Origin of the sequence: Rossellomorea sp. DA94, from assembly GCF_029834455.1 — a bacterium.
In the GTDB taxonomy this organism is placed as follows: domain Bacteria; phylum Bacillota; class Bacilli; order Bacillales; family Bacillaceae_B; genus Rossellomorea; species Rossellomorea vietnamensis.
On sequence record NZ_CP122397.1, the window covers coordinates 3,620,098 to 3,643,687 of the forward strand.

Annotated in this window: 22 protein-coding genes and 1 other annotated feature; of the genes, 8 read left to right on the forward strand and 14 right to left on the reverse strand. The window is 46.5% G+C overall.

From position 1 onward, the window contains the following. Nucleotides 1–349: 349 nt before the first annotated feature. Together P8596_RS18880 and P8596_RS18885 are read right to left on the reverse strand one after the other, a co-directional pair. A complete protein-coding gene (locus tag P8596_RS18880; RefSeq protein ID WP_279724723.1) occupies nucleotides 350–2,164 on the reverse strand; it encodes a sensor domain-containing diguanylate cyclase in 1,815 nt (604 codons plus the stop codon). A 41-nt stretch (nucleotides 2,165–2,205) separates the two neighbouring features. Continuing rightward, a complete protein-coding gene (locus P8596_RS18885; protein WP_279724724.1) occupies nucleotides 2,206–2,805 on the reverse strand; it encodes a hypothetical protein in 600 nt (199 codons plus the stop codon). A gap of 336 nt (nucleotides 2,806–3,141) precedes the next feature. Here P8596_RS18885 and rpsD point away from each other — a divergent pair, with 336 nt between their 5' ends. Beyond that, nucleotides 3,142–3,744 (forward strand): 30S ribosomal protein S4, encoded by a 603-nt coding sequence (gene rpsD / locus P8596_RS18890; RefSeq protein WP_034765742.1) that lies wholly within the window; start codon nucleotides 3,142–3,144, stop codon nucleotides 3,742–3,744. A gap of 138 nt (nucleotides 3,745–3,882) precedes the next feature. Here rpsD and tyrS read toward each other — a convergent pair whose 3' ends face one another. Continuing rightward, nucleotides 3,883–5,145 (reverse strand): tyrosine--tRNA ligase, encoded by a 1,263-nt coding sequence (gene tyrS / locus P8596_RS18895; RefSeq protein ID WP_224522174.1) that lies wholly within the window; start codon nucleotides 5,143–5,145, stop codon nucleotides 3,883–3,885. A gap of 54 nt (nucleotides 5,146–5,199) precedes the next feature. Beyond that, nucleotides 5,200–5,407 (reverse strand) — a binding site (T-box leader). A 177-nt stretch (nucleotides 5,408–5,584) separates the two neighbouring features. On the opposite strand from tyrS, the gene P8596_RS18900 reads away from it, so the two are divergent. Then, nucleotides 5,585–8,545 (forward strand): transglycosylase domain-containing protein, encoded by a 2,961-nt coding sequence (locus P8596_RS18900; protein WP_254652173.1) that lies wholly within the window; start codon nucleotides 5,585–5,587, stop codon nucleotides 8,543–8,545. Between the two features lie 276 nt (nucleotides 8,546–8,821). Here P8596_RS18900 and acsA read toward each other — a convergent pair whose 3' ends face one another. Further along, complete coding sequence (acsA, locus tag P8596_RS18905) at nucleotides 8,822–10,540, reverse strand: acetate--CoA ligase (RefSeq protein WP_224522172.1); 1,719 nt, start codon at nucleotides 10,538–10,540, stop codon at nucleotides 8,822–8,824. Nucleotides 10,541–10,793: 253 nt separating this feature from the next. Here acsA and P8596_RS18910 point away from each other — a divergent pair, with 253 nt between their 5' ends. The 4 genes from P8596_RS18910 (at nucleotide 10,794) to P8596_RS18925 (ending at nucleotide 14,572) form a co-directional block, all read left to right on the forward strand. After that, complete coding sequence (locus P8596_RS18910; RefSeq protein ID WP_254652174.1) at nucleotides 10,794–11,426, forward strand: GNAT family N-acetyltransferase; 633 nt, start codon at nucleotides 10,794–10,796, stop codon at nucleotides 11,424–11,426. 29 nt (nucleotides 11,427–11,455) lie between these two features. Beyond that, nucleotides 11,456–12,103, forward strand: coding sequence for an acetoin utilization AcuB family protein (locus tag P8596_RS18915; protein WP_034765732.1), 648 nt, complete (start codon nucleotides 11,456–11,458; stop codon nucleotides 12,101–12,103). Then, nucleotides 12,100–13,275, forward strand: a complete 1,176-nt coding sequence (locus tag P8596_RS18920; protein WP_279727031.1) for an acetoin utilization protein AcuC — start codon at nucleotides 12,100–12,102, stop codon at nucleotides 13,273–13,275. The genes P8596_RS18915 and P8596_RS18920 overlap by 4 nt, the downstream gene beginning before the upstream one ends. A gap of 187 nt (nucleotides 13,276–13,462) precedes the next feature. Then, nucleotides 13,463–14,572: a hypothetical protein gene (locus P8596_RS18925; RefSeq protein ID WP_224522169.1), complete on the forward strand. Its 1,110-nt coding sequence runs from the start codon at nucleotides 13,463–13,465 to the stop codon at nucleotides 14,570–14,572. Between the two features lie 63 nt (nucleotides 14,573–14,635). Here the strand turns inward: P8596_RS18925 and moaA are convergent, their stop codons facing one another. Genes moaA through mobB form a run of 3 tightly spaced genes read right to left on the reverse strand, consistent with a single transcriptional unit; the run spans nucleotide 14,636 to nucleotide 16,802 of the window. After that, complete coding sequence (gene moaA, locus P8596_RS18930) at nucleotides 14,636–15,643, reverse strand: GTP 3',8-cyclase MoaA (RefSeq protein ID WP_224522168.1); 1,008 nt, start codon at nucleotides 15,641–15,643, stop codon at nucleotides 14,636–14,638. Nucleotides 15,644–15,676: 33 nt separating this feature from the next. Further along, nucleotides 15,677–16,267 (reverse strand): molybdenum cofactor guanylyltransferase, encoded by a 591-nt coding sequence (locus P8596_RS18935; RefSeq protein WP_279724725.1) that lies wholly within the window; start codon nucleotides 16,265–16,267, stop codon nucleotides 15,677–15,679. Beyond that, nucleotides 16,260–16,802, reverse strand: a complete 543-nt coding sequence (mobB, locus tag P8596_RS18940) for a molybdopterin-guanine dinucleotide biosynthesis protein B (protein ID WP_279724726.1) — start codon at nucleotides 16,800–16,802, stop codon at nucleotides 16,260–16,262. Before mobB ends, P8596_RS18935 begins: the two co-directional genes overlap by 8 nt. 98 nt (nucleotides 16,803–16,900) lie before the next feature. On the opposite strand from mobB, the gene moaC reads away from it, so the two are divergent. Beyond that, nucleotides 16,901–17,392: a cyclic pyranopterin monophosphate synthase MoaC gene (gene moaC, locus P8596_RS18945; RefSeq protein WP_224522165.1), complete on the forward strand. Its 492-nt coding sequence runs from the start codon at nucleotides 16,901–16,903 to the stop codon at nucleotides 17,390–17,392. A 35-nt stretch (nucleotides 17,393–17,427) separates the two neighbouring features. Here the strand turns inward: moaC and modB are convergent, their stop codons facing one another. The 7 genes from modB to P8596_RS18980 are packed head-to-tail and all read right to left on the reverse strand — an operon-like array spanning nucleotide 17,428 to nucleotide 22,469. Then, nucleotides 17,428–18,087, reverse strand: a complete 660-nt coding sequence (gene modB / locus P8596_RS18950) for a molybdate ABC transporter permease subunit (protein ID WP_061811124.1) — start codon at nucleotides 18,085–18,087, stop codon at nucleotides 17,428–17,430. 29 nt (nucleotides 18,088–18,116) lie between these two features. Next, nucleotides 18,117–18,875 carry a molybdate ABC transporter substrate-binding protein gene (modA, locus tag P8596_RS18955; RefSeq protein ID WP_224522164.1) on the reverse strand — a complete coding sequence of 253 codons (759 nt, stop codon included), beginning with the start codon at nucleotides 18,873–18,875 and terminating at the stop codon, nucleotides 18,117–18,119. 9 nt (nucleotides 18,876–18,884) lie between these two features. Beyond that, on the reverse strand, nucleotides 18,885–19,415 hold the full coding sequence (locus tag P8596_RS18960) for a MogA/MoaB family molybdenum cofactor biosynthesis protein (protein WP_224522163.1): 531 nt from the start codon (nucleotides 19,413–19,415) through the stop codon (nucleotides 18,885–18,887). A gap of 21 nt (nucleotides 19,416–19,436) precedes the next feature. Next, complete coding sequence (locus tag P8596_RS18965; RefSeq protein ID WP_224522162.1) at nucleotides 19,437–19,667, reverse strand: MoaD/ThiS family protein; 231 nt, start codon at nucleotides 19,665–19,667, stop codon at nucleotides 19,437–19,439. Beyond that, entirely contained in the window at nucleotides 19,660–20,136 is a 477-nt protein-coding gene (locus P8596_RS18970; RefSeq protein WP_224522161.1) for a molybdenum cofactor biosynthesis protein MoaE, read from the reverse strand. The genes P8596_RS18965 and P8596_RS18970 overlap by 8 nt, the downstream gene beginning before the upstream one ends. After that, on the reverse strand, nucleotides 20,129–21,445 hold the full coding sequence (locus P8596_RS18975) for a molybdopterin molybdotransferase MoeA (RefSeq protein WP_279724727.1): 1,317 nt from the start codon (nucleotides 21,443–21,445) through the stop codon (nucleotides 20,129–20,131). Before P8596_RS18975 ends, P8596_RS18970 begins: the two co-directional genes overlap by 8 nt. A gap of 10 nt (nucleotides 21,446–21,455) precedes the next feature. Further along, nucleotides 21,456–22,469: a MoeB/ThiF family adenylyltransferase gene (locus P8596_RS18980; protein ID WP_224522159.1), complete on the reverse strand. Its 1,014-nt coding sequence runs from the start codon at nucleotides 22,467–22,469 to the stop codon at nucleotides 21,456–21,458. A gap of 312 nt (nucleotides 22,470–22,781) precedes the next feature. On the opposite strand from P8596_RS18980, the gene fdhD reads away from it, so the two are divergent. Continuing rightward, complete coding sequence (gene fdhD, locus P8596_RS18985) at nucleotides 22,782–23,585, forward strand: formate dehydrogenase accessory sulfurtransferase FdhD (RefSeq protein ID WP_224522158.1); 804 nt, start codon at nucleotides 22,782–22,784, stop codon at nucleotides 23,583–23,585. The last annotated feature ends 5 nt before the right edge of the window (nucleotides 23,586–23,590 follow it).

Sequence of the window (23,590 nt, forward strand, 5' to 3'; positions counted from 1 at the left end):
GGAAGTTAGCTGTTTCTTAATCTTTGTTTCTATACAAAGTAACGCGTTGGTTGATTTCCGCTGCAGGTGCTCGCTTTCCGCGGGGCGTGAGTTGAGCCTCCTCGGGCTTCGCCCTGTGGGGTCTCAACTTTCCCGCTATTCCCGTCGGAGTCGAGCACCTTCCGCTTCAATCAACTTACTGAGCATGTGTTTTCTATAATCAACATATAATATCTATTCCCTTAGGGTCGAGTTACCTTTCAAGATCATCACATTTTAATTCAGCGTTACATGTCAGATTATGAAAAAGCCTTTCAAAATAAAAAACAGGAAGAACCACTATCGGCTCATCCTGTTGATTTTGTATTGTTTATTGACAATCTTTTACTACCTGGTTCTTTCCATTATTTTTGGCAAGGTAGAGTGCTTCGTCGGCTTTTTTGACTAGTTCTTTGACGGATTTAGGGCAGTGGTCATCATTCGCTCTCCAGATGGATAATCCGCATGATAGGGTGACGGATGGATCGGTTTTCAATGGGACGTCCTTGATGATGCGTTCCGCGATTTCCATTCCTTTTTCAAGGGAAAGGGAAGGCAGATAGGCTGCCAGTTCTTCCCCTCCCCATCTTGCGACGAATCCGTGGTGGTTGACGATTCCCTTGATGAGATTGGACACTTCTATGATGACTTCATCCCCGATTTGGTGACCATAGTTGTCGTTGATGGATTTGAAGTCATCGATATCGATCAAGAGCAGCGTTCCCAGTTCATCCTGATTCATGGAGGATTCCATTTCATCATCCAAATAATTCCGTGCGAACAATTTGGTCATGTGATCGGTGATGACCATATGCTCCAACTTTTCACGGAGGGTGGCATTAGTGATGGCCAGGGTGGAGTGATGGATGAACGACTGCAGCAGCTTGTACATATCAAACGAAAACATATACGGTTCCTTATGGAGCACCACACAGAATCCAATCAGTGCTTCATTTTGAACCATGGGAGCAGCCATGAGCGACGGAAAAGCAGTCGCTTCTTCAAATCGATCGCTGACATCCCCTAAGAAGATGGAGTCCCTCTCCTCTTCAATACGCTTCTTAACGTACGAAATATAACTCCTGCCGATCTCTTCAGAAAAGATCGGGGAGCTTTCGTCCAGAATGGTGTACTCCCCTTTTTGAAGGAGGACGAAGCCAATGGCGGATGCCTGGAAGGAACGCTTAATCTGCTTCTTCAAAAACAGGACCGTTTCAGATAACCGTAAATTCAAGTTTAGTTGATGGGACGTTTCATTGATAAGCTGAAGATCGGTGATAAGTCTCTTCGACTGTTCATAAAGCTTGGCGTTCTCCAAGGCACTCCCGGCTGTATAGGCTAGGAGGCGGATGAACTCGATCTTCTGATCTGTAAAATCACGGGAAACGGACTTCACCTCAAGGACCCCGTAGATCCCCTGCTTCCCTTTTAATGGGGCATAAAGGATATCTTCTTCACAGGACTCAATGCTTCCGTTGACAAATGCCTGCATGGCCGATTCATTGGCACGTTCAAAATCAAAATTCTTGATGGGCAGTTCGCCGAAGTCATACCGGTCATTGGACAATAACAAACGGAACTCATCAATCGGGAATACCTGTTTCAATGTCTCGATGACCTGTACGAGGAGGGTATGAACGTCCCTCGTTGAATGGAAGATCTCTGTCACTTTGAATAATTCCCTATATCTTCTCTCGTCTTCAAGGACGGTCTGGATGCTGCCTGTATGCTGTAAAAACTGATTGCTCGCCTTCCAAAAGGAATGAAGCCAGCTTTCATCGGCCCAGCCTTTCGAATCCTCCGTCTTCACTTGGAGGATCGCCAAAGGACTTCCATCACTCTTCGTAAAGTGAAACTTAATGGAAGAAAGATCTTCTTTTTCTATTAAGATCGGCCTGAGAATATACTCCTCTGTCGCTTCAGCAAGTGTGAGGGGAACACCACCATGATGATGGGGTTGATATAGGAAATAAGTAGAATCGGTATAAAAATATAAAAATGCCTGATCGATATCCAGGCAATCCTTCACAACCGTCAGCCATTTTTGCAATTGAACAGAATGATCTGCATCTGCTGACATTTCTTCATAGATTAAATCGAATAGCTTGGACTTGTATTCATGCAGAGCATGTTGAATAACGTACATTTTTCTCACCCACACCTGAAAGGTTTGTGAAACGAATTACATCACCGGCTCCTGGCCAGTACCATATCCTTTTGAAAGACAACCAGCCATACTGAATCGTCTCCTGATAAGGAATGGATTTCTTCCGGTTCCCCGCTTTTGTCTGTAAGAACCAGTCGGACATCACGGGATCCCCGGGGAATGCTGATCAATCCGGTGCCCTCCTGAATATGAAAGGGCTGCCGGCTTGAAGTGACGGAAGACGGTTCACTTTCCCGCTCCTGTAAAACCTCTAACGATTCGGAAAACAGTATCCACTTCTTCTCTTCCATTTGGACCCAGACCCCATTATGTTCCTTTGTAACACGAAGCGTTTTCACTGGATTGTGTAACGACACACTATGTAATACCTTAAAGTAATATTGGTTTTTTTGATCAATTTCATATATGACAAGGACCGGCTGCTCTTCTACCACCTTCGCCACTGCGATGACCGGGTTCCGACTTTCGTCCCCCCTGGACAATACTTGGGCATGTGTGGATGGTTTGATCTCCTCGACTTTATCGGATGAGGAGGAATAAAGGGAACCTCCCAATACGACCAGCAGACAGATACCGATCAATAGATATCGAAGAAATTTCTCTCTCTTTGATTCCTGCAAATCTGCTCACCTATTTAACATAATTTTCAACTTTTATTATATCACAACAAATGACTTATGAACTATATTGTTTGTGCAATCCAGATCGCTCTTTTCAGGAAACTATAAAATACTTCCTTGACTTCTAATCTCTCGCATCATATAATATTCTTTGTGTAAAATAATGCAGCTTCAGTGAAGTCCTTTATGCTCGTATTTTGTTCCTCTACGTTGAGGTGTATCTTGTAACCCTCTGCTGCTAGGGCGAAGGTACATGAAAACAAAATGCACATAATTGTTTATTCACAGGTGTTTTTATTTTACAACAAAATAAAAACAATAAAGGAGGAGTCTCTCATGGCTCGATATACTGGCCCAAGCTGGAAATTATCTCGTCGTCTTGGAATCTCTCTAAGCGGTACGGGTAAAGAATTAGAAAAGCGTCCTTACGCTCCAGGACAACACGGTCCTAACCAACGTAAAAAAATCTCTGAATACGGTTTACAACTTCAAGAGAAGCAAAAACTTCGTCACATGTACGGAGTAACTGAGCGTCAATTCCGTAACCTATTTGACCAAGCTGGCAAATTACAAGGTAAACACGGTGAAAACTTCATGGCGCTACTTGAGTGCCGCCTGGATAACGTTGTTTATCGTTTAGGTCTTGCTCGTACTCGTCGTCAAGCACGTCAACTTGTTAACCACGGTCACGTTACAGTGAACGGATCTCGCGTAGACATCCCTTCATTCCGCGTTCTTCCTGGTCAAACAATCTCAGTTCGTGAAAAATCACGTAACCTTGACATCATCAAAGAAGCGATGGAAGTGAACAGCTTTGTTCCTGAATTCCTAACTTTCGATGCTGACAAATTAGAAGGTACATTCACACGCGTTCCTGAACGTTCTGAATTACCAGCTGAAATTAACGAAGCTCTTATCGTTGAGTTCTACTCTCGTTAATCTTTGTGAAAGAGACACTGTCCATTCTATGGGCAGTGTTTTTTTTTGTGCTGAAAAACATGAAATTCCCATAATAAAAGCACGGTACCCGCTCCTAATGAGAGAAACGGATACCGCGCTGAAAGATTGTATTTTCTATTATACGTACTGAACTCTGAAATATTTCTTCTTTCCTCGGCGGATGATCGTAAATTGTCCTTCGATCTTGTCCCCTTCGCCCATCACATGCTGAAGATCCGTGATACGCTCACCGTTGATGTAAATCGCACCGTTTCCGACATCTTCTCGAGCCTGACGTTTGGATGGCGAGATTTTCGCATTAACGAGGAGATCGATCAATCCGATTTCTTCTCCTTTTGCCTGTTCGAAAGATGGGACATCTTTGAAGCCTTCCAGTATTTCAGAAGCTGATAATGATTTGATGTCACCACTGAATAACGCTTGAGTGATACGGATCGCCTGATCAAGGGCCTCTTCTCCGTGGATCAGCTTCGTCATTTCTTCCGCTAACGTCTTTTGTGCTTTGCGAAGATGAGGTTCTGTTTCAACGGAAGTAGCAAGTGCGTCGATTTCTTCATGAGAAAGGAAGGTAAAGTACTTCAAGTATTTCACCACATCCGCATCGGCTGCGTTGATCCAGAACTGGTAGAACTCGTAAGGAGACGTTTTCTTCGGATCGAGCCATACCGCCCCGCTTTCCGTTTTACCGAATTTCGTTCCGTCCGCTTTCGTTACAAGTGGAATCGTGAAGCCGAATGCCTTCGTTTCTTCTTCATGTGTGCGTCTGATCAGTTCAAGGCCCGTCGTAATGTTCCCCCACTGGTCACTTCCACCGATCTGCAGTTTACAATTGTAGTTGTCATATAAGTGATTGAAGTCCATCGCCTGAAGGATCGTATACGTAAATTCAGTGAATGAAATACCCGATTCCAGACGGGACGAGATCGTATCTTTAGCCAGCATGTAATTGACACCCACATGCTTTCCGAAATCACGAAGGAATGTGACGACATCCATCGCACCGATCCAGTCATAGTTATTCACCATCACGGCACCGTTTTCCCCTTCGAAGTCAAAAATGCTTTGGAGCTGTCCTTTAATGCTTGCTACATTTCCCTGGATCGCTTCAACCGTCTGGAGTTTACGCTCTTCGTTTTTACCGCTCGGGTCACCGATCAAACCTGTCGCCCCTCCAACCAGTACAAGTGGACGATGCCCTTGATTCTGGAAACGGCGAAGCGTCAAGAAAGGAAGCAGATGACCGATATGCATACTGTCCGCTGTCGGATCGATCCCGCAATAAATCGAAATGCTTTCTTTATTCAATAAGTCCTTCAAGCCTTCAGCATCCGTTTGCTGGTACGTGATCCCACGCCATTCCAAGTCTTTTAATAAATCCATCTCTCTTCCTCCTTTAATTTCAACGTGCAAACAACAAAAAAGTCCCTGCATATATGCAGGGACGCTGTCGCGCGGTACCACCCAAATTAAGGAATAACATCCTTCACTCATAGAGATAACGGCTCTCACCGTTTGCCGCTACTAAGGTTCACGACAAAAGCTCCAGGATGTAATTCATCGGCCATTTGTGTCAGTTCACAGCACCCACTGACTCTCTTCGTAACAGGGAAGGCAGACTACTTATTCCTCTCATTGCATGTATTATTTGTACAAAAATCCGATTGATGACGGATGATCATTACAATCACTATATTAGGTTTTTACCATATTCCAAAATAATAGTCAACTAAATGCATGATAAAAGACCATTTTATTTGACTTTTTACGACAGCCTTCCTGTAATTATGCTATAATGGGAATGTTCTGGGGGGAATGATATATGAAGGAAAAATGGAACATATTACGTGAAAAATTAGACCCTGCAATCAGGTTCTTTTCAAATACTAGACTACAAAAACGAGCAAGAATTACATACGGTGTATTCTGGAACCTGTCTTTGATCCTGATCGTCCTCTTTGTATTGGGATTCGCATTTGCAGGAGGAGTCGGAGCGGGTTATTTCGCTTCACTCGTCAAGGAAGAACCGATCCGTCCTTATGACCAAATGAAAAAGGACATCTACAACTACGAAGAAACCTCTCGACTTTACTTCTCGGACGATGTCTATCTCGGGAAACTTCGGACTGACCTGGAACGGGAAGAAGTGAAGCTTGAAGATATTTCGAAAGATCTGCAGCATGCCGTCATTGCAACAGAAGATGAGTACTTCAACGAACATAACGGTGTCGTGCCGAAAGCGATCATGCGCGCCGTCCTACAGGAATTCACGAATTCAGCCACCCAATCAGGCGGGAGTACACTCACTCAACAGCTGATCAAAAATCAGATCCTCACGAATGAAGTATCATTTGAAAGAAAAGCGAAAGAGATCCTTCTCGCTCTTCGCCTGGAAAGATTTTTTGATAAAGATGAAATACTGGAAGCGTATCTGAATGTAGCGACTCTTGGACGGAACTCATCCGGCCAAAATATCGCAGGTGTCCAATCGGCTGCCAAAGGGATTTTCGGAGTGGACGCCAAGGATTTGTCCCTGCCACAGTCAGCCTTCATTGCTGGACTTCCACAGGCTCCCTTCTCTTACACACCATTCAAGAATAATGGGGAGATCAAAGAGAATCTCGAAGCCGGGATGAGCCGGAAAAACACGGTCCTCTACCGGATGCACCGGGAAGGATACATCACGAAAAAGCAATATGACGATGCCGTTGCCTATGACATCTCAAATGATTTCGTGAAACCAAAGCCATCACCTCGAGAGCAATACCCATGGCTTACTGCCGAACTCGAAAGCAGGGCAGTGGAAATCATGAAAAATGTGCTTGCCAAGAAAGATGGATATTCTGAACAGGATCTTGAAAACAATGATGAACTTGAAGACAAATACCAGACGCTTGCTGACCGCAATGTCCGTCAAAGCGGGTATGAAATCCATTCAACCATCAACAAGAAGATCTATGACCAGATGCAAAAAACAAAGGATGCGTATGACATGTACGGTCCTACCAAAACCAGAACGGTAAAAGACCCTGACACAGGGAAAGAAGTAGAAATCGAGGAGCCGGTTCAGGTCGGCGCCGTGATGATCGAGAACAAAACGGGCCGCATCATCAGCTTCATCGGCGGCCGGGATTTTAAATTGGAACAAATCAACCATGCCACTCAATCACACAGATCAAACGGCTCTACCATGAAGCCTTTGCTCGCTTACGGACCAGCACTCGAATACGGCTACATCTCACCGGGATCACCGATTCCCGATGTGGGCGTCAACATCAATGGCTGGAAACCGGAAAACTATTCGTTCAGGGAGCGCGGACTCTTCCCTGCAAGATTCGCCCTGGCAGAATCATTGAATCTACCAGCGGTCAGAACATATGCGAATATTTACAACCGAAATCCATTTAAAGAGTTTCTATTGAAAATGGGCTTCGAATCCCTTTCAAGCAGATATGACAACAACCTGTCCCTTACTCTCGGGGCAACGACGACGGGTGTCACGGTCGAAGAAAACGTAAATGCCTACACCACCTTTGCCAATGGAGGAAAATTCATCGATGCCTTCATGATTGACAAGATCGTCGACAAGGACGGCAATGTCGTCTTTGAACACAAGACAGAACCTGTGGATGTCTTCAGTCCGCAAACCGCTTATTTAGCGATCGATATGATGAGGGATACCCTGGATCATAACCTTGGTACGGGACGTTATGCGAAAACCTTCCTGAACTTTAATTCAGACTGGGCCGGGAAATCCGGAACGAGTCAGGAATACAAAGATCACTGGTTTGTAGCAACGAATCCGAGCATCACATTTGGGACCTGGTTCGGCTACGACACACCTTCGTCACTGAACACTCCTGGATCCCGTGCCCGGTACGGACATTACGGCTTGCGTAACATCCGCTTATGGTCGTATCTACTGAATGATGTCAGGGACCTTGCGCCCGATCTGATCGATCCTGATGCATCGTTCCAACAGCCGGAAGGGGTCGTCAGAAGATCCTTCTGTTCCATCTCGGGACTGCTTCCATCTGAAGCATGCAGCCAGGCGGGACTTGTTAAAAGTGATTTATTCAATGCAAAATACGTTCCTACCAAAACGGATGACAGCTTACTTATGAGTCGTTACGTCATGGTGAACGGAAAGAAATACCTGGCATTGCCGAATACGCCGGCAGAATTTTCACAGCCGGGTGTCATCCTGAACCCTGACTTTGTGAAAAACATCTTCGGTGCAGTGCCTGGAAATCCGGACAAACTGATCCCGGATGGAGACGAACGATTTAAAAACGTCCTCATCGCGGAGAACAAGATTTCCGATGACGGGGCAGCTCCTGGAACCGTCAATGCGAGCGGAAACGGGAACAAAATCACATGGACACCATCCGCAAGCGGCGATGTGGTCGGATATAGAGTATACCGGACATCCGGCGGAAAAGTCGGAAGCGTCAAGTCCGGATCCAGTTTAGCAGTATCGGTTGGAAACGGTGATTTCTACGTAGTTGCCGTCGATGTCGCCGGTAAAGAATCGGCCCGTTCTAACACGGTCCAGATCGGACAACCGGCACCAAAACCGGATCCGAAACCTGAAAAACCAGGTACAGATCCGAAACCACCTGGTGATAAACCAGCCGATCCACCTCCAAAGCCCGATAAACCGGACAAGCCGGAGCCACCACCTCCTGCAGATGATGGCGGCAATGGAGGCGGAGACGGCGGTGGTGACGGTGGAGGAACCGAACCACCTACAGAACCGGATCCACCACCAGCGCAGAACTGATGATTGATTGAAAAGAGGGAAACGTCGATGTGACGTCTCCCTCTTTTTTTGTGTGATGATGGACAGATGTCTTGATTCGTGCCATTTTGAGAATATATCTGTCATTTTCGTCATTTGTCTGCCGGATTATATGGTTATCTGCCATTTTTTATTTTTATCTGCCTGTCTGCATAAAACGACAAATTTCGCCACACCTGATTACTTCGTCCCCCCAAAATACTCACCCCACAAAAAAACCCCCACTCACAAAGAGCAGGGGTCCATCCAACACATCTATCAGTCTTCCATCGTACTCAAATCACCTGTCGGCAGGTCTAACTCCCATGCCTTCAATACGCGGCGCATGATTTTTCCGCTTCGAGTTTTCGGAAGCTTGTCGCGGAATTCGATTTCCCTCGGTGCCGCGTGGGCAGCGAGTCCTTTTTTCACGAATTGGCGAATCTCTTCTTTCAACTCGTCCGTTACTTCGTATCCGTCACGAAGGGCGATGAATGCTTTGATGACTTCACCGCGGACAGGATCGGGCTTCCCGATGACACCAGCTTCTGCGACAGCCGGATGTTCAACGAGCTTGCTTTCCACCTCGAAAGGACCTACCCTTTCTCCAGATGTCATGATGACATCATCGATCCGGCCCTGGAACCAGAAGTATCCGTCTTCGTCCATGTAAGCGGAATCCCCTGATACATACCAATCGCCAGGCATGAAGTATGATTCATACTTCTGTGGGTTGTTCCAGATCTGATTCATCATCGATGGCCAGCCTTTTTTGATGGCCAGGTTCCCCATCCGGTAAGGTGGTACTTCATTTCCTTGGTCATCGACGATTGCGGCTTTGATGCCAGGGAATGGTTTCCCCATGGAGCCCGGTTTGATCTCCATGCTTGGATAATTACAGATCAGCTGTCCGCCCGTTTCCGTCATCCACCACGTATCATGGATGCGCAGGTTGAATACCTTCATCCCCCAACGGACGACCTCGGGATTTAAAGGTTCCCCAACGCTCAGGATATGACGCAGGGAGCTCAGGTCGAATTGCTTCACGACTTCATCCCCTGCACCCATCAGCATCCGGAAGGCAGTCGGTGCACTGTACCAGACCGTCACACCATAGTCTTCAATTGTTTTATACCAGTTCTCCGGCTTGAAACGTCCCCCGACAATGACATTGGAGGCGCCAGTCAGCCAAGGGCCGAAGATTCCATAAGAAGTACCTGTGACCCAGCCTGGATCCGCTGTGCACCAATACACGTCTTCTTCCTGTAGATCCAATACCCACTTAGACGTTTGGTAATGCTGGATCATCGCGTTATGGACGTGAAGGACCCCTTTAGGTTTTCCGGTGGAACCGGACGTATAGTGAAGGATGAGACCATCGTTCCGGTCCACCCATTCCACTTGGAGCTTATCGCTTGCTTCAGCAAATTTAGCCATAAAGTCCACATGAACATCATCCTCCTCCACCTCTTCCCCAACAAGGAAGACATGCTTCAGATTCGGCAGTTCACTTACAGGAACCCTCTTCAATAGCTCGGGAGTGGTGATGAGAACCTTTGCTTCGCTATCCTCCAGGCGATCCCGGACAGCTCCTTCCATGAATGCTTCAAATAGCGGTCCCACGATGGCTCCGAGTTTGATCGCACCCAGTACGGAGAAATATAACTCCGGTGATCTTGGCATGAAGATGAAGACACGGTCACCTTTTTCCACATCCCCAAACCGTTTCAATACATTTCCTGCTTTGTTCGACATCTTCTTCATATCAGAGTACGTATATTTTTCATCACGTTCTGCATCTCGGTAATAAAGAGCGACCTTATTCTTCCTGAAAGACACTGCATGCCGGTCAATCGCTTCGTGAGCAAGATTGACGCGACCTGTTTCCGCCCATGAAAATTCCTTCTCGACCTCTTTCCAATCGAATGAATCATACGTATTTTCATAGTTTTCAAGATTATAGTTTCCCTTTGTCACTGGTAGCGCTTCCACTTTCATATACCGTATCCCCCTTATGTAAGAAATTACAATCTTATTATAGTATAAAACGAATATTTTCTCAATTTTTTAAAAAATCTGCCATGGAGTATATCCACTGGATTCTGATTCAATAACCCCTCTAAACCTTGTCATTAATAGGTATTTCAGAATAACAATCCGAATCTAAACGTCTGAATTTTTTGTGAAAGCGCTCTCTCGTTTTTAATTTCATGTATAATGGAAGGGAGGAATATCTTTAGGTGGTGTCCAGATGAAATTGAAAAAAACCTATAATGCAACAGAGTTAAAGACAACAAAAGGAAATATCATTATTGAAGGTCCGATTTCTGCAGAAGAGTTATCACGCCTTGATTTCCATGAGGACCTGGTCGCTTTCAGACCCCCGGCCCAGCAGCACAAAGCCCTTGTCGAGATCGCCGGTTTACCGGAAGGGCGCATCTTGATTGCCAGGGACAATCATACAATCGTCGGGTACGTTACATATTTATACCCTGATCCCCTCGAACGGTGGTCACAGGGGAAGATGAAGAACCTGATCGAGCTTGGGGCCATCGAGGTCATCCCAAAATTCCGCGGGGCGGCCGTCGGGAAAAATCTATTGAAAGTATCCATGATGGATGATCATATGGAAGATTATATCGTCATTACGACAGAATACTATTGGCACTGGGACCTTAAAGGGACGGGCCTTAATGTATGGGAATACCGGAAAGTGATGGAGAAAATGATGAACGCCGGCGGATTGGAATACTACGCAACGGATGATCCTGAAATCAGTTCCCATCCGGCCAACTGCTTAATGGCGAGAATCGGCAAACGGGTGGATTCAGATTCCATTCAGCAATTTGACCAGCTTCGATTTATGAATCGTTTTATGTATTGACGTGACTGTTTCTAAAAGGGGTGGAGAGCGTGATTGTAGAAGAGATAATGAAAACGAAAATCGAAACATTGAAAGCCGACGATACGATCGAATCGGCCATCAATTTAATGAGGGAAAAGAAAATCAAACATATCCCGATCACGAATGACGAGATGGAAGTCGTCGGCATCGTAAGTGACCGGGACGTGAAGGATGGTACACCTTCCATCTTCCATGACGGATCCGTTACGTCCGAGCTGCAGAAGCCTCTTAAATACATCATGAAGACCGACGTGATTACGGGGCATCCACTGGATTTCGTGGAAGAAGTCGCTGCCCTCTTTTATGAGCATCATATCAGCTGCCTTCCCATACTGAAGGAAAAGAAGCTCGTCGGGATCATTACGGAAACCGATCTGCTGTATACCCTCATTCAATTGACCGGTGCACATCAGCCCGGATCCCAGATTGAAGTGAAGGTCCCTCATAAAGCAGGCATCCTCTATGAAGTGGCCGGCATCATCAGACGGCATAATTCCAATATCCAAAGTGTCCTCGTCTACCCGGACAAAAAAGACGAAGCCTTTAAAATCCTTGTATTCAGGGTACGGACGATGAACCCGATGAACGTGATCAGTGATCTTAAGAAAGAAGGATATGACGTGTTATGGCCAAACATGCCGGGAATCTCATCATGACAAAGGATGCTGTCTTCATTTATTCAGATGAACTGCTGGGGTACCGGTTCTCTGATGAGCATCCCTTCAATCAGACCCGGATCACCCTGACGATGGACCTCTTAAAGGAAGTGAAGGCTCTTCAACCGGATGACATCGTCCCTCCGCGGATGGCTACTGATGAAGAGTTGTTCCTTAATCATGATCCCAACTATGTAAACGCTGTCAGACAAGCGAGTAATGGCCAGCTTTCTCAAGATCAGGCAGAAGGGTTCGGGATCGGTACAGAAGATACCCCTATGTTTCAAGGTATGCATGAAGCTAGTGCGTATTTAGTGGGCGGCACGCTGACGGCCGTCGACTGCGTCATGACCGGGAAAGCGAAGCATGCCCTTCACTTGGGGGGCGGATTGCATCACGGGTTCAAGGGGAAGGCTTCTGGATTCTGCATTTATAATGACAGTTCGGTGGCAATCCGTTATTTACAGGAAAAATACGGGGCAAGGGTATTGTACGTGGATACCGATGCCCATCATGGGGATGGGGTCCAGTGGTCATTTTACGATGATCCCGATGTTTGCACCCTGTCGATTCACGAAACAGGCCGGTATCTCTTCCCGGGAACGGGCAATATCAATGAGCGTGGTCACGGAAAAGGATATGGATATTCATTCAATATCCCCCTCGACGCCTTCACGGAGGATGAATCGTGGCTCGAGGCTTATGAGACGTCCTTCAGGGAAGTCATTGAATTTTTCAAACCGGACGTGATCCTCACCCAAAACGGGGCGGATGCCCATTACTATGATCCACTCACCCATCTTTCGGCAACCATGAACATCTACCGGGAAATCCCCCGCATCGCCCATGAGCTTGCCCACGAGTATTGCGATGGAAAATGGATTGCCGTCGGCGGAGGCGGCTATGACATTTGGAGGGTCGTCCCCCGTGCCTGGAGCATGATCTGGATGGAAATGACGGGGCAGGTGGACCTCGCTTCCGCTTTTCCGTCCAAATGGGTCGAACGATGGAAAGAAAAAGCAGGCGTCACCTTACCGACAGAATGGACAGATGCACCCAATATCTATAAGCCGATACCGCGAAAAGGAGAAATCACGGAAAAGAACAAACAAACCGTTGAAAAAGCCCTTTATTCCATTCGGCAGCAGCTGAAACACAAACCATCGATGTAATGCAAGACTAACAAATGTACAGTAGAGATGATAGAATGATAGAATAAGTGCCGAGCCCCGAAACATATGCCAGGGTTTGGCGCTTTTCTGATTAAATCTTTCTATCAATTTGTTTACATAGCTTTCTTGTAAAGGAAAATGTGTTAAACTCCTCCATAATCTTCTAAGAAAAAGGATGTGTGAGGCAATGAATAAATATTTGCCGATAATGTTAACCGCAACACTTGCACTGGGAGCCTGTTCCTCCCCCACTGCAACAAAAGAACATGAAAAGAAAGAAACCGCTTCGGAACAAGACAAGGCGGAAAAAAAACCGAAAGAAGACAAGATGGCAGAAAAGAAGGAAGAGAGTCAGCCTCCTTTCAAACCGTTGGAACCGGCTAAGGATGCAGTGTCCCTGAAGGAAAGCCTCGCTGAAGAAACACCGGCCGAAGAAACAGAGACCGATCAGGAGGGGCAAAAGGAAAAACCTCAGCGTACGGTACCTTTGGGTGAGACGCTTGCTAACGGTGTGGAAGACCCATCGGACGGACCATTAAAGAATCATCGTCTCGTAACCTACTACGGAACTCCGGCATCGAAACATATGGGGATTCTCGGAAAATACGAACCAGAAGAATACATAAAGAAACTGAAAGAACAAACCCAGGTCTATTCTGATCTCGATCCGGACCGTCCAGCGGTCCCGACGATTGAATTGATTACCACCATGGCCCAAAATGCGCCCGGTCCAGACGGTGACTATGTCCAGATGACGTCTGAGGAGAATATCGAAACGTATGTGAAGCTTGCCGAGAAGCATGATGCTCTCGTACTGCTCGATATCCAACTCGGAACGGATACGGTGATGAATCAGGTGAAGATGGTTGAAAAGTGGCTTAAGCGCCCGAATGTTCACCTCGCCATTGATACGGAATTCCACGTAGCGGAAGGGGAAAAACCAGGAGAGGATCTCGGTGAAGTCGATGGCCGCGACATCCAGGAGGCCATCGAGTATATAGGGGCGATGGCGGAAGAAAATAACCTCCCGGATAAACTGGTCCTCGTCCACCAATTCACCGGTCCCGTGCTGACGAACAAAGATGCAATCAAACCGACTGAAAACGTTGAAGTCGCCATCAACTTCGATGGCTGGGGAGCAGCCGCGGATAAGCAGGCATTGTATGGCAGATACGTCCGGGATGAACCGACCCAGTATGGTGCCTTCAAAGTCTTCTATGAGAAGGATTTCCCTGTCCTTACACCCGAAGAGGTGCTGAAAATGGATCCGAGTCCGGCAGTCGTCAACTATCAGTAATCACGTTGACCCGTATAAAAAAAGCAAGGATTTCTCTGGGATGAGAAATCCTTGCTTTTTCATTTATCCTCCAATATAGGACATCTCAATTTTCCGGGATGCCTGGCTTTCTTCCGTTCTTATTTCAGAATAACGATCATCCCGTTTTTCCCAAACGCCTCTGATCGCTTCTTTCAATTCATCATCTGAAGCATTACCCCGTATCATGGACTTCAAGTCGAATCCGCTTTGGGCAAATAGACAAGTGAACAGCTTTCCATCTGTGGATACCCGTGCCCGGTTGCAGCTCGTACAAAAACTTTCGGTCACGGAGGAAATGAATCCTACCTCCGTATCGGTCCCGCTATACCGATACCTTTTTGCCACCTCTCCGACGTAACCTGGCTCGACGGGTTCCAACGGATAGTGACTGTTTATGAGATCATGGATTTCCTTCTTGCTGATGACATCTTTATAATTCCAGCCATTTGTGGTTCCGACATCCATAAACTCGATGAACCTGAGAGTGATCCCTTCTCGTTTGAAATAGTGGACCATGGGCATGATCTCATTATCGCTAAGACCTTTTTTCACGACCATATTCACTTTCACTTCAAGACCTTCCCCTTGTGCAGCGCGAATTCCATCTAATACAGGCTTCACTCCCCTGCCCACATCATTGATCTTCATAAATACCTCATCATTCAAGGAATCCAGACTTACATTCACTCTTGTCAGGCCGGCTTGTTTCAATGCCTTTGCATGCTTCGGCAGGAATACCCCGTTTGTCGTCAAGGCGATATCCTTTATCCCTGACACGTTATATAAGCTTTCAATCAGTACCGGCAGATTTCGTCTAAGCAACGGTTCTCCTCCCGTGAGCCGGATTTTTTCCACACCAAACTCAGAAAAAATGCCGGCTAAACGAGTGATCTCCTCAAATGAAAGAATCTCTTCTCTTTCTAAAAAGGGATAATCTGCACCAAAAATTTCTTTCGGCATGCAATACCTGCACCGGAAATTACATCGATCCGTTACAGAAATCCTCAAATCACGAAGGGTTCGAGTTCTCTTGTCTTTGATATGTTCCATGCAGGGCTCACTCCAGTTACATATTTCATACTTTCATTTAATATTAGTGTCGTAATCTTGCTTCGTATTGATATTATGAAAGGCTTCGCTTTCTCCTATTTCCTCTTCTGTCAGATATAGGACAGAGAGTCCTTTAAGTATAGTACCCATTTTGTACTCTTCACTAACGAGCTGGTCATAGATTCTTTCCCTGACAGAATCCCGGTACAGGGCCAATAGAGGCTGAAGCTTACCACCGATGACCGGCACAATTGCATCGTACTTTCCATCTATTTTACTTACCAGGCAGTCCACTAAACTACTCGTCACAAGCGGTACATCGACAGGGAGGACGGCATACCATTCCGCTTGGTATTCATTCATGGCCGTGTAGATTCCAGCCAGGGGTCCACAGCCTTTGAATTCTTCCATATCCTCCACTACCTTTACCTTTGCCAAAGCATTGAATCGGGGAAATAACGTTCTGCTCGTTACAATGATCACCTCATCAGCAAATGAAGAAACGGCCTGAAGAGAGTGTTGAAAGAACGGCTTTCCTTTGTAGAGTGAGAAAGCTTTATCGCTTCCGAACCGCCTGGATTGTCCACCTGCCACAATGACTCCGGCTATTTTGACTTCACGCATCCTCCGCACCTCTTTCCTTTTTCAAAGATGACTGAACCCATGAAAGATACCACTCTTCAAATTCCTTCATCCCGTCAGGTGAAAAATAAGCGATCTTCTCCTTCTGCCCTTCAATCGGGAAAGGGGCGATCACCGCCATCACATTCTCGATTTCCTGAAAGAGTCGATGATCCCCCTGATGCCGGAGAAGAACAATCTTGGGATATCGTTCCCTTTTGTATCCTTCTACTATGATCAGTTCCGTTTTCATATAAGAATAGATTGAGAGAATATCATCAAGCTGCCAATCCGGTTTTGAAATGGACAGCTGAAGCATGCCATCTCCTTCTACACTTGATATCTTCGCTCCAGCCCTCTGGTGAAAAAAACTATCTGTGTCTTCAACCACATCGGGCGTACCGCCGTGACCATGATGCTTACACGAAGAGACCGAAACCCCTGATGAAGTCGCCCATTCGATCATGCGGCACACCAGGGAAGTCTTCCCGCTATTCTTATATCCAACCACCTGTATGACCGGGACACCCTTGAACACACGCATCACCTCTCTGTCATTTATTAAATCCCTGTTCCAGGAGTGGGCAATTTACTTTCCTATCCATTACGATTACACTAAAAACAGAGGTGAACACAATGTCTAACTTTACTCATTTTAATGAAGAGGGCAGAGCGAAGATGGTTGATATATCCGGTAAAGAGGAAACCGTCCGGAATGCCATTGCTCACTCTTCGATTCAAGTCAATCAGGAAATTCATCAAAAGATCGTCCATCATGATTTCAAAAAAGGCGATGTCCTTGGCGTGGCACAGGTTGCCGGTATCATGGCGGCAAAACAAACATCTGCCATTATCCCGATGTGCCATCCCATTCCCATTAGCAGTGTCAATATCTCTTTTAATTGGAAAGAGATGAATGATGCCGCTTATGAGTTACATATTACGGCAGAAGTCAAAACGAAAGGGAGCACCGGAGTGGAGATGGAAGCCTTGACTGCCGCTACGGCAACAGCCCTTTGTGTGTATGATATGTGTAAGTCTGTAGATAAAGGGATGATCATCGGACAAACCTACTTATTGCATAAATCGGGCGGGAAAAATGGTGATTTCAACCGGGATCATCTGTGACACGCCATCCCCATGAATCTTCCGGCCTTCGATTTTCAAGGCCGGTCGTTGATTCGGTTCACCAATAACAGGAAGAGAAAGGAAAGGGCAATGCTTATCCCGACATATTTCCAAGCTACACCGTCTTCCCCGGATTCAATGGCAACGTAGATGGCCGTTGAGATGGTCTGGGTTTTTCCAGGGATGTTCCCTGCAAACAGTAAAGTGGCACCAAATTCCCCCAATGCCCTTGTGAAACTGAGTACCGACCCGGTCAGCAGGGATCTGCTTGCAAGCGGGATCGAAACGTACATGAGTGTCTTCCTCTCTGAAGCCCCATCCACCCGTGATGCATCCTCGATATCTTCATCTATGCCGAGAAATCCCGCTTTGGCTGATTGATACATCAAAGGGAACGCCACCACGACAGCGGCCACGATGGCGGCATATGGTGTAAACAAAATCGTTTCTCCCATTACTTTTTCTATAGCTCTCCCTATTGGACTATTGATCCCAAACACTATGAGAAGGATAAACCCAACGACCGACGGGGGTAATACCAGCGGCAGCATGAACAGGGTTTCCAAAACGGTCTTGCCCCGAAAATTGATCCGGGAGAACGTATGAGAAAGTGCTACAGAAACAATGAACGTAAAAATAGTTGCTGATGCTGCGACCAAAAGGGAAAGCTTGATAGGGAACCAAAATGATTCCATCTGAATGTCCACCTACTTTTATTCACAAATTACCCTTTCGAAAATCCAAATCTTTCAAACGTCGCTTTTCTTTTATCACTGATGACAAATTTATAGAAAGCGGCTGCTTCTTTAGGATGCTTGCTGCTTGTCAATACTCCGGCGTAGTAACCGATCTTTGAATGATAGGAAGGGTCGATCTCCTGAATGGATTTCACCTTTTCGCTTACGGTCAAATCACTGGCATAGACAATCCCGAACGAAACAGACTGATTCTCTACCAGTGTAAGCACCCCTCTAACATCTTTGGCCAATACCAGCTGATCCTTGACCATATTCCATTTATCCATTCCCATAAGTGCCTGTTTCGCATAGTTTCCCGCCGGTACGAATGCCGGGTTCCCTATGGCAAGCTTATCCTTTGAGCGGGAAAGGTCATCAAGACTCCGACCACTGCTGGAAACAGGTGCGATGATCACTAACCGGTTTGTTAAGAACGACCCTCCAAGACTTGGGTCAATCAATGCCCGGTCTACCAATCTCTCGTAATCCTTTTTTGATGCAGAAAGGAACACATCACTCGGTGCCCCCTGTTCCACCTGTTTTCTTAATGACCCGGTCCCTCCAAAGTTAAAGACGACCTGAATGGTGGGATGCTGCTTTTCAAAATCCTTTTTCACTTCCATCATACTATCCTTCAGACTGGCCGCTGCCGAAATGGTCAGGGTGACCTTGTCCCGGTCTTCAGGAGAACAGCCGGTTACGAAGAGTATTGTGGTGATGATGATCCATATCCCTTTTCTCATCATGTGTTCCTTCTACCTCGAATCCTTTGTCAATTCATTTGCTATATGACCTATTTCGGGAATGATCAATTGTTCCATCGCAAGTTTCACAGCCCCCGATGAACCCGGCATGGAAAAGATGACCGTGTCACCCGATACCCCTGCAATCGCCCTTGATAGGATGGCGGCAGACCCTATATCATCCCGGTAGCTCAGGAATCGGAACAGTTCACCAAAGCCTACCAATTCTTTATCCAATAAAGGTTTTACCGCTTCTATCGTTACATCCCTTTTGCTTATACCGGTTCCACCATTTAATAGAACCGCCTGTATATCTTGATTATGTATTGCTTTTTCCAGTTCGGCCGTGATGAGGCTGATATCATCTTTTACGATTTCATATTCAGCGACTGCATGTCCTGATTGGTGGAGAAGTTCCTTCAGCAGCTTTCCGCTTTTATCTGTATCTATTGTTCTTGTATCGCTTACTGTCAACACTTTACATGAGATTACTTTAGCTGATGACTTCCGATGTTCTGCTAGCAATGGATCGTCCCCTTTCATATCTTTATCTTTCGTTGTCCATTATCCCCCGCTGACTGGGGGAATGAGGGCAACAGCGTCTCCTGATGAAATTACTTCATCTTCCAGGGAGTATTGTTCATTGACGGCAATCATGACGCCATCCAGGGGAAGATGATACTCGTCCATCAGCCTTTCCTTTAACTCTTTCACGGTGAGTTCCCCCTTATCGATCGTCACCTCTTGTCGACCTGCCCGTTCCTGCAGATGGGCAAAAAGGAATACTTTAATCATTCCTTCCACTTCCTTTCATCGGTTTCCCGTCAGGATATTCCACCTGGCCGAGTTGATCTCCTATCCACTGTTCCCCATCTTCCCAGTGCTCTTTCTTCCAGATCGGGACGACTTTCTTTATCTGTTCAATCACGTATTCATTGGCTTCATATGCCGCTTTCCTGTGGGGGGATGATACGGCAATGACCACTGCGAGATCGGATATTTCGAGCCTTCCCACCCGGTGTGTGATCGCTACCTTGGCAGCCGGCCATTTGTCTTGGACCTGCCCCCCGATTTCTGCAAGTTTCTTTACAGCCATAGATTCATATGCCTGGTACTCCAAATAGAGGGTTCTTCTTCCTTTCGTCCATTCCCTGACGGTGCCGCAAAAAATGGTCACGGCTCCGGCGTCCCGGCTTTCCACTTTCGCAGAAACTTCTTCTGGATGAATAGGAGCGTCTGTTATCACAAATAAATCATCATTCACGGAGCTGCATCCTTTCTTCACTTGATTCCTTTTTCTGAAAAGGATTCCCGAACTGATCACTGCCCTGCTGATCGTCCAGCAGCAGGACCTGAACCCGCATCCCCTGCTTATATCCCCTTGTTCCACCCGGAAGGACAATAAGGACATTGGCAGATGCCAGGGAGGAAACGACCCCTGATTTATCCAGACCTGTAGGTGCGGCAAACACGTTTCCGCCTGAATACGTCATTTCACCCCTGACAAACCGGGTAAAGGGATTCGGCTTGGGAAAATCTTTACCGAGAACGGCTTCTTCACTTCTGACAAAAAGGTGGGGGCACTGTAAATAAAATCGAATGACCGGTCGGACGAATAATTCAAAACCTACATAACAGGCAGATGGATTGCCGGATAACCCGAATAGGAGCTTTCCATCCTTCTCTGCTACCGTTGTGACACTTCCAGGACGCATTCCCACTTTATTGAACAGCACATTGGCTTCAAGCTTACGATAAATATCCGGAAGGTAATCATAATCGCCTACGGATACACCGCCTGTCGTGATCAGGAAATCCACCTGTTGAAGGGCTTTTTCCACGTGTCGGAAGCACAAGTCAAAGTCATCGCTCAATTGCCCCAGGAAGATCCCTTCGCCTCCTGCCCGTTCAATCTGGGAGAGAACCATATAGGAATTACTGTTCCGGATCTTGCCGGGTACGAGTGATTCATCTATTTCAAGCAATTCACTCCCAGTCGCCAGGACCCCTACTTTCGGTTTCCTGCTGACAGGTACTTCCTTATAGCCGAATGTGGCCAGGAGCGCCACGATCCCGGGATTGATGAACGTTCCTTTTTCAGCAAGGATCGTCCCCTTTTTCGTATCCTCCCCGCGGAAGGAAATATTGTCCCCTTCCTTATACGGCCGGTTTATAGTCATGTATGCTCTTCCGTTTTCGTCCAAGTTCTTCACCAATTCAAGCATGACCACTGCGGTCGCTCCTTCGGGAATCGGTGCACCTGTCATGATCCTGACAGCCTGGTTTTCTTTTAGTTGTTGATCGTATACACTTCCTGCCCCTATTTCAGAAACCACTTCCAACTTAACAGGATTTTCCCTCGACGCATCCACCGTATCTTCGGCTCTTATGGCAAATCCATCATATGGGGAGCGGTCAAATAGAGGGACATCATGATCGGCAAATAGATTTTCCCCAAGGATTCTTCCGGATGCCTTTTCGATTTCAACGGTTTCGATTGTGCCTCTCTTTTTATACTTCAGGAGACATTCTATGGCTTCTTCTACCTTCACGGGCGTTCGACGTTCCAACATCTGCTCCCTCCTATCCGATTAAGCGATGATAAATCTTTTTAGCTTCGTTCATATCATTGGTTCCGTGGATGAATGTCCGGCCATCATGGAAGAACACGATCCTGTACGGCTCATAATGAAATGAAAGTAAATAGGGATTCCGCTTCATTTCCCCTAACCCCTCTAAGTTTCGTTCCAGTTCATGTAAAGAGTGTGGGTGATGGGGCGACCTGATCTGCACTGTATCCCTTCCACAAAGAACCGTTGTCTTTATCCGGTTGTCGAACTGTAAATATGGATAAACAGGATTTTCACCACAGGAAGGGCACTCCTCTCTTTTCGCCTTTGATACATTCATCGTAAAGGATTGATTGCCCCACAGATCGAAGGTGACCAGCCCGCTTCTCAATGAGTCGTAATCGTCCACTAAAAGCTTCAGTGCTTCCGTCGTTTGATAGGCCGCTACCATTTGCACCGCAGGAGCGATGATGCCGGAAGAATCACACGTCCCCCCCGACATCGGAACGGATCCCGTGAGACAATTCAAGCATGGCGTCTTTCCCGGAAGGATCGTATAGCTCATCCCTGTGCTCCCGACACAGGATCCATATATCCACGGAACGTGATATTTAAGAGAGATGTCATTTATGATCAATCGAATATCAAAGTTATCCGTACAATCCAACAACAGATCCGCATCCCTGGCGATTTCCGACAACCACTCTGCGTCAGCTTCTGCCACGCAGGCGGCGATATGTACTCCTGAATGAATCTTTTCTAATCGGCTTTTGGCGGCGATCGCTTTAGGTAACCCCTCCATGGCATCGCTCTCTGTATATAACTGTTGACGGTGAAGGTTGCTCATCTCCACATAATCGCGGTCAATGATTGTCAATCTACCTACACCCGCCCTGACAAGGGATTCTGCATTGGCAGATCCCAACGCCCCCGCCCCAATCACGACGACATGCTTTTCAGCTATTTTTCCCTGCCCGGATTCTCCTATCGGTTTGAACAACATTTGTCGGGAATATCTGTCACTCATCCTGCTTCCGCCCCTTTTAAACTCTGTTCGTTTCAAGTGAAGGATTGGCATCCCTTCCCCGAACTCTATTTTTCAGAGCATTCTTAAAAATTATAGAAACATTATCTTTTACCCTAAAGTGACCATTTATATTCCTATATATAATTATAAGTTTCTATCAATCTCTCTTTTTACCGACATCACACCGTTTATACGGTTTATATCAAATGAAGGAACTATTTTTTCATTTTTTTAAACATTTCATGTTTTCCTTTCTTACTTAATAGGGAAAACACGATATGATGATAGTTTCATAAAGGGGAGGATATGCTGTTGGAGGATAAAAGTATTCTAACCCGTACTGTCCGCAAATATGGAAATGGAGCCTTTTTTGATGAAGAGGATGAGGTGGCGGCTGAATTCCCGCTTACCGTTCATTTGAATGGGGAAGAATGGGCGACGATGGTCTGTTCTCCTTCCAACCTGGAGGAATTGGTGGTTGGCTTTCTGGCTTCAGAGGGGATCATTCGGCGCTTCAACGAAATCACCCGTTTCTCCATCGATCAGGATAAAGGGTTCGCCTATGTACAAATCGATAAGCTGCCGGAAGACAGGGCCAGGAATACCTCGAAACGATTTATCGGTTCCTGCTGCGGGAAAAGCAGACAATTTTATTTCACGAACGATATGCTCACGGCTAAAACGGTTACGGCCAATACGGAACTTACCGCTGTCATGGCCATTCACCACATGCAAGAGCTGCAGGAGCATTCCCGCGATTTTCACAGGACAGGGGGAATGCACAATGCAGCGATTTGCAGCACAACAGGCATCATCCAATGCTATCAGGATATCGGAAGACATAACGCACTGGATAAGCTCTATGGGTATTGCCTCATAAATCACATTCCCGTCAAGGATAAGGTCATTGCGTTCAGCGGGAGGATCTCTTCTGAGGTACTGCTGAAGATTTCCAAGATGGGAATCGCCATCCTGCTGTCCAAGTCGGCACCGACCAATCTTGCATTGGAACTCGCAGATGACCTGGGGATCACGGCCGTCGGATTTATCAGGGGTGACAGGATGAATATCTATACACACCCTGAAAGGATCACCGGTACAGAGCTACATATGTAGGAAAA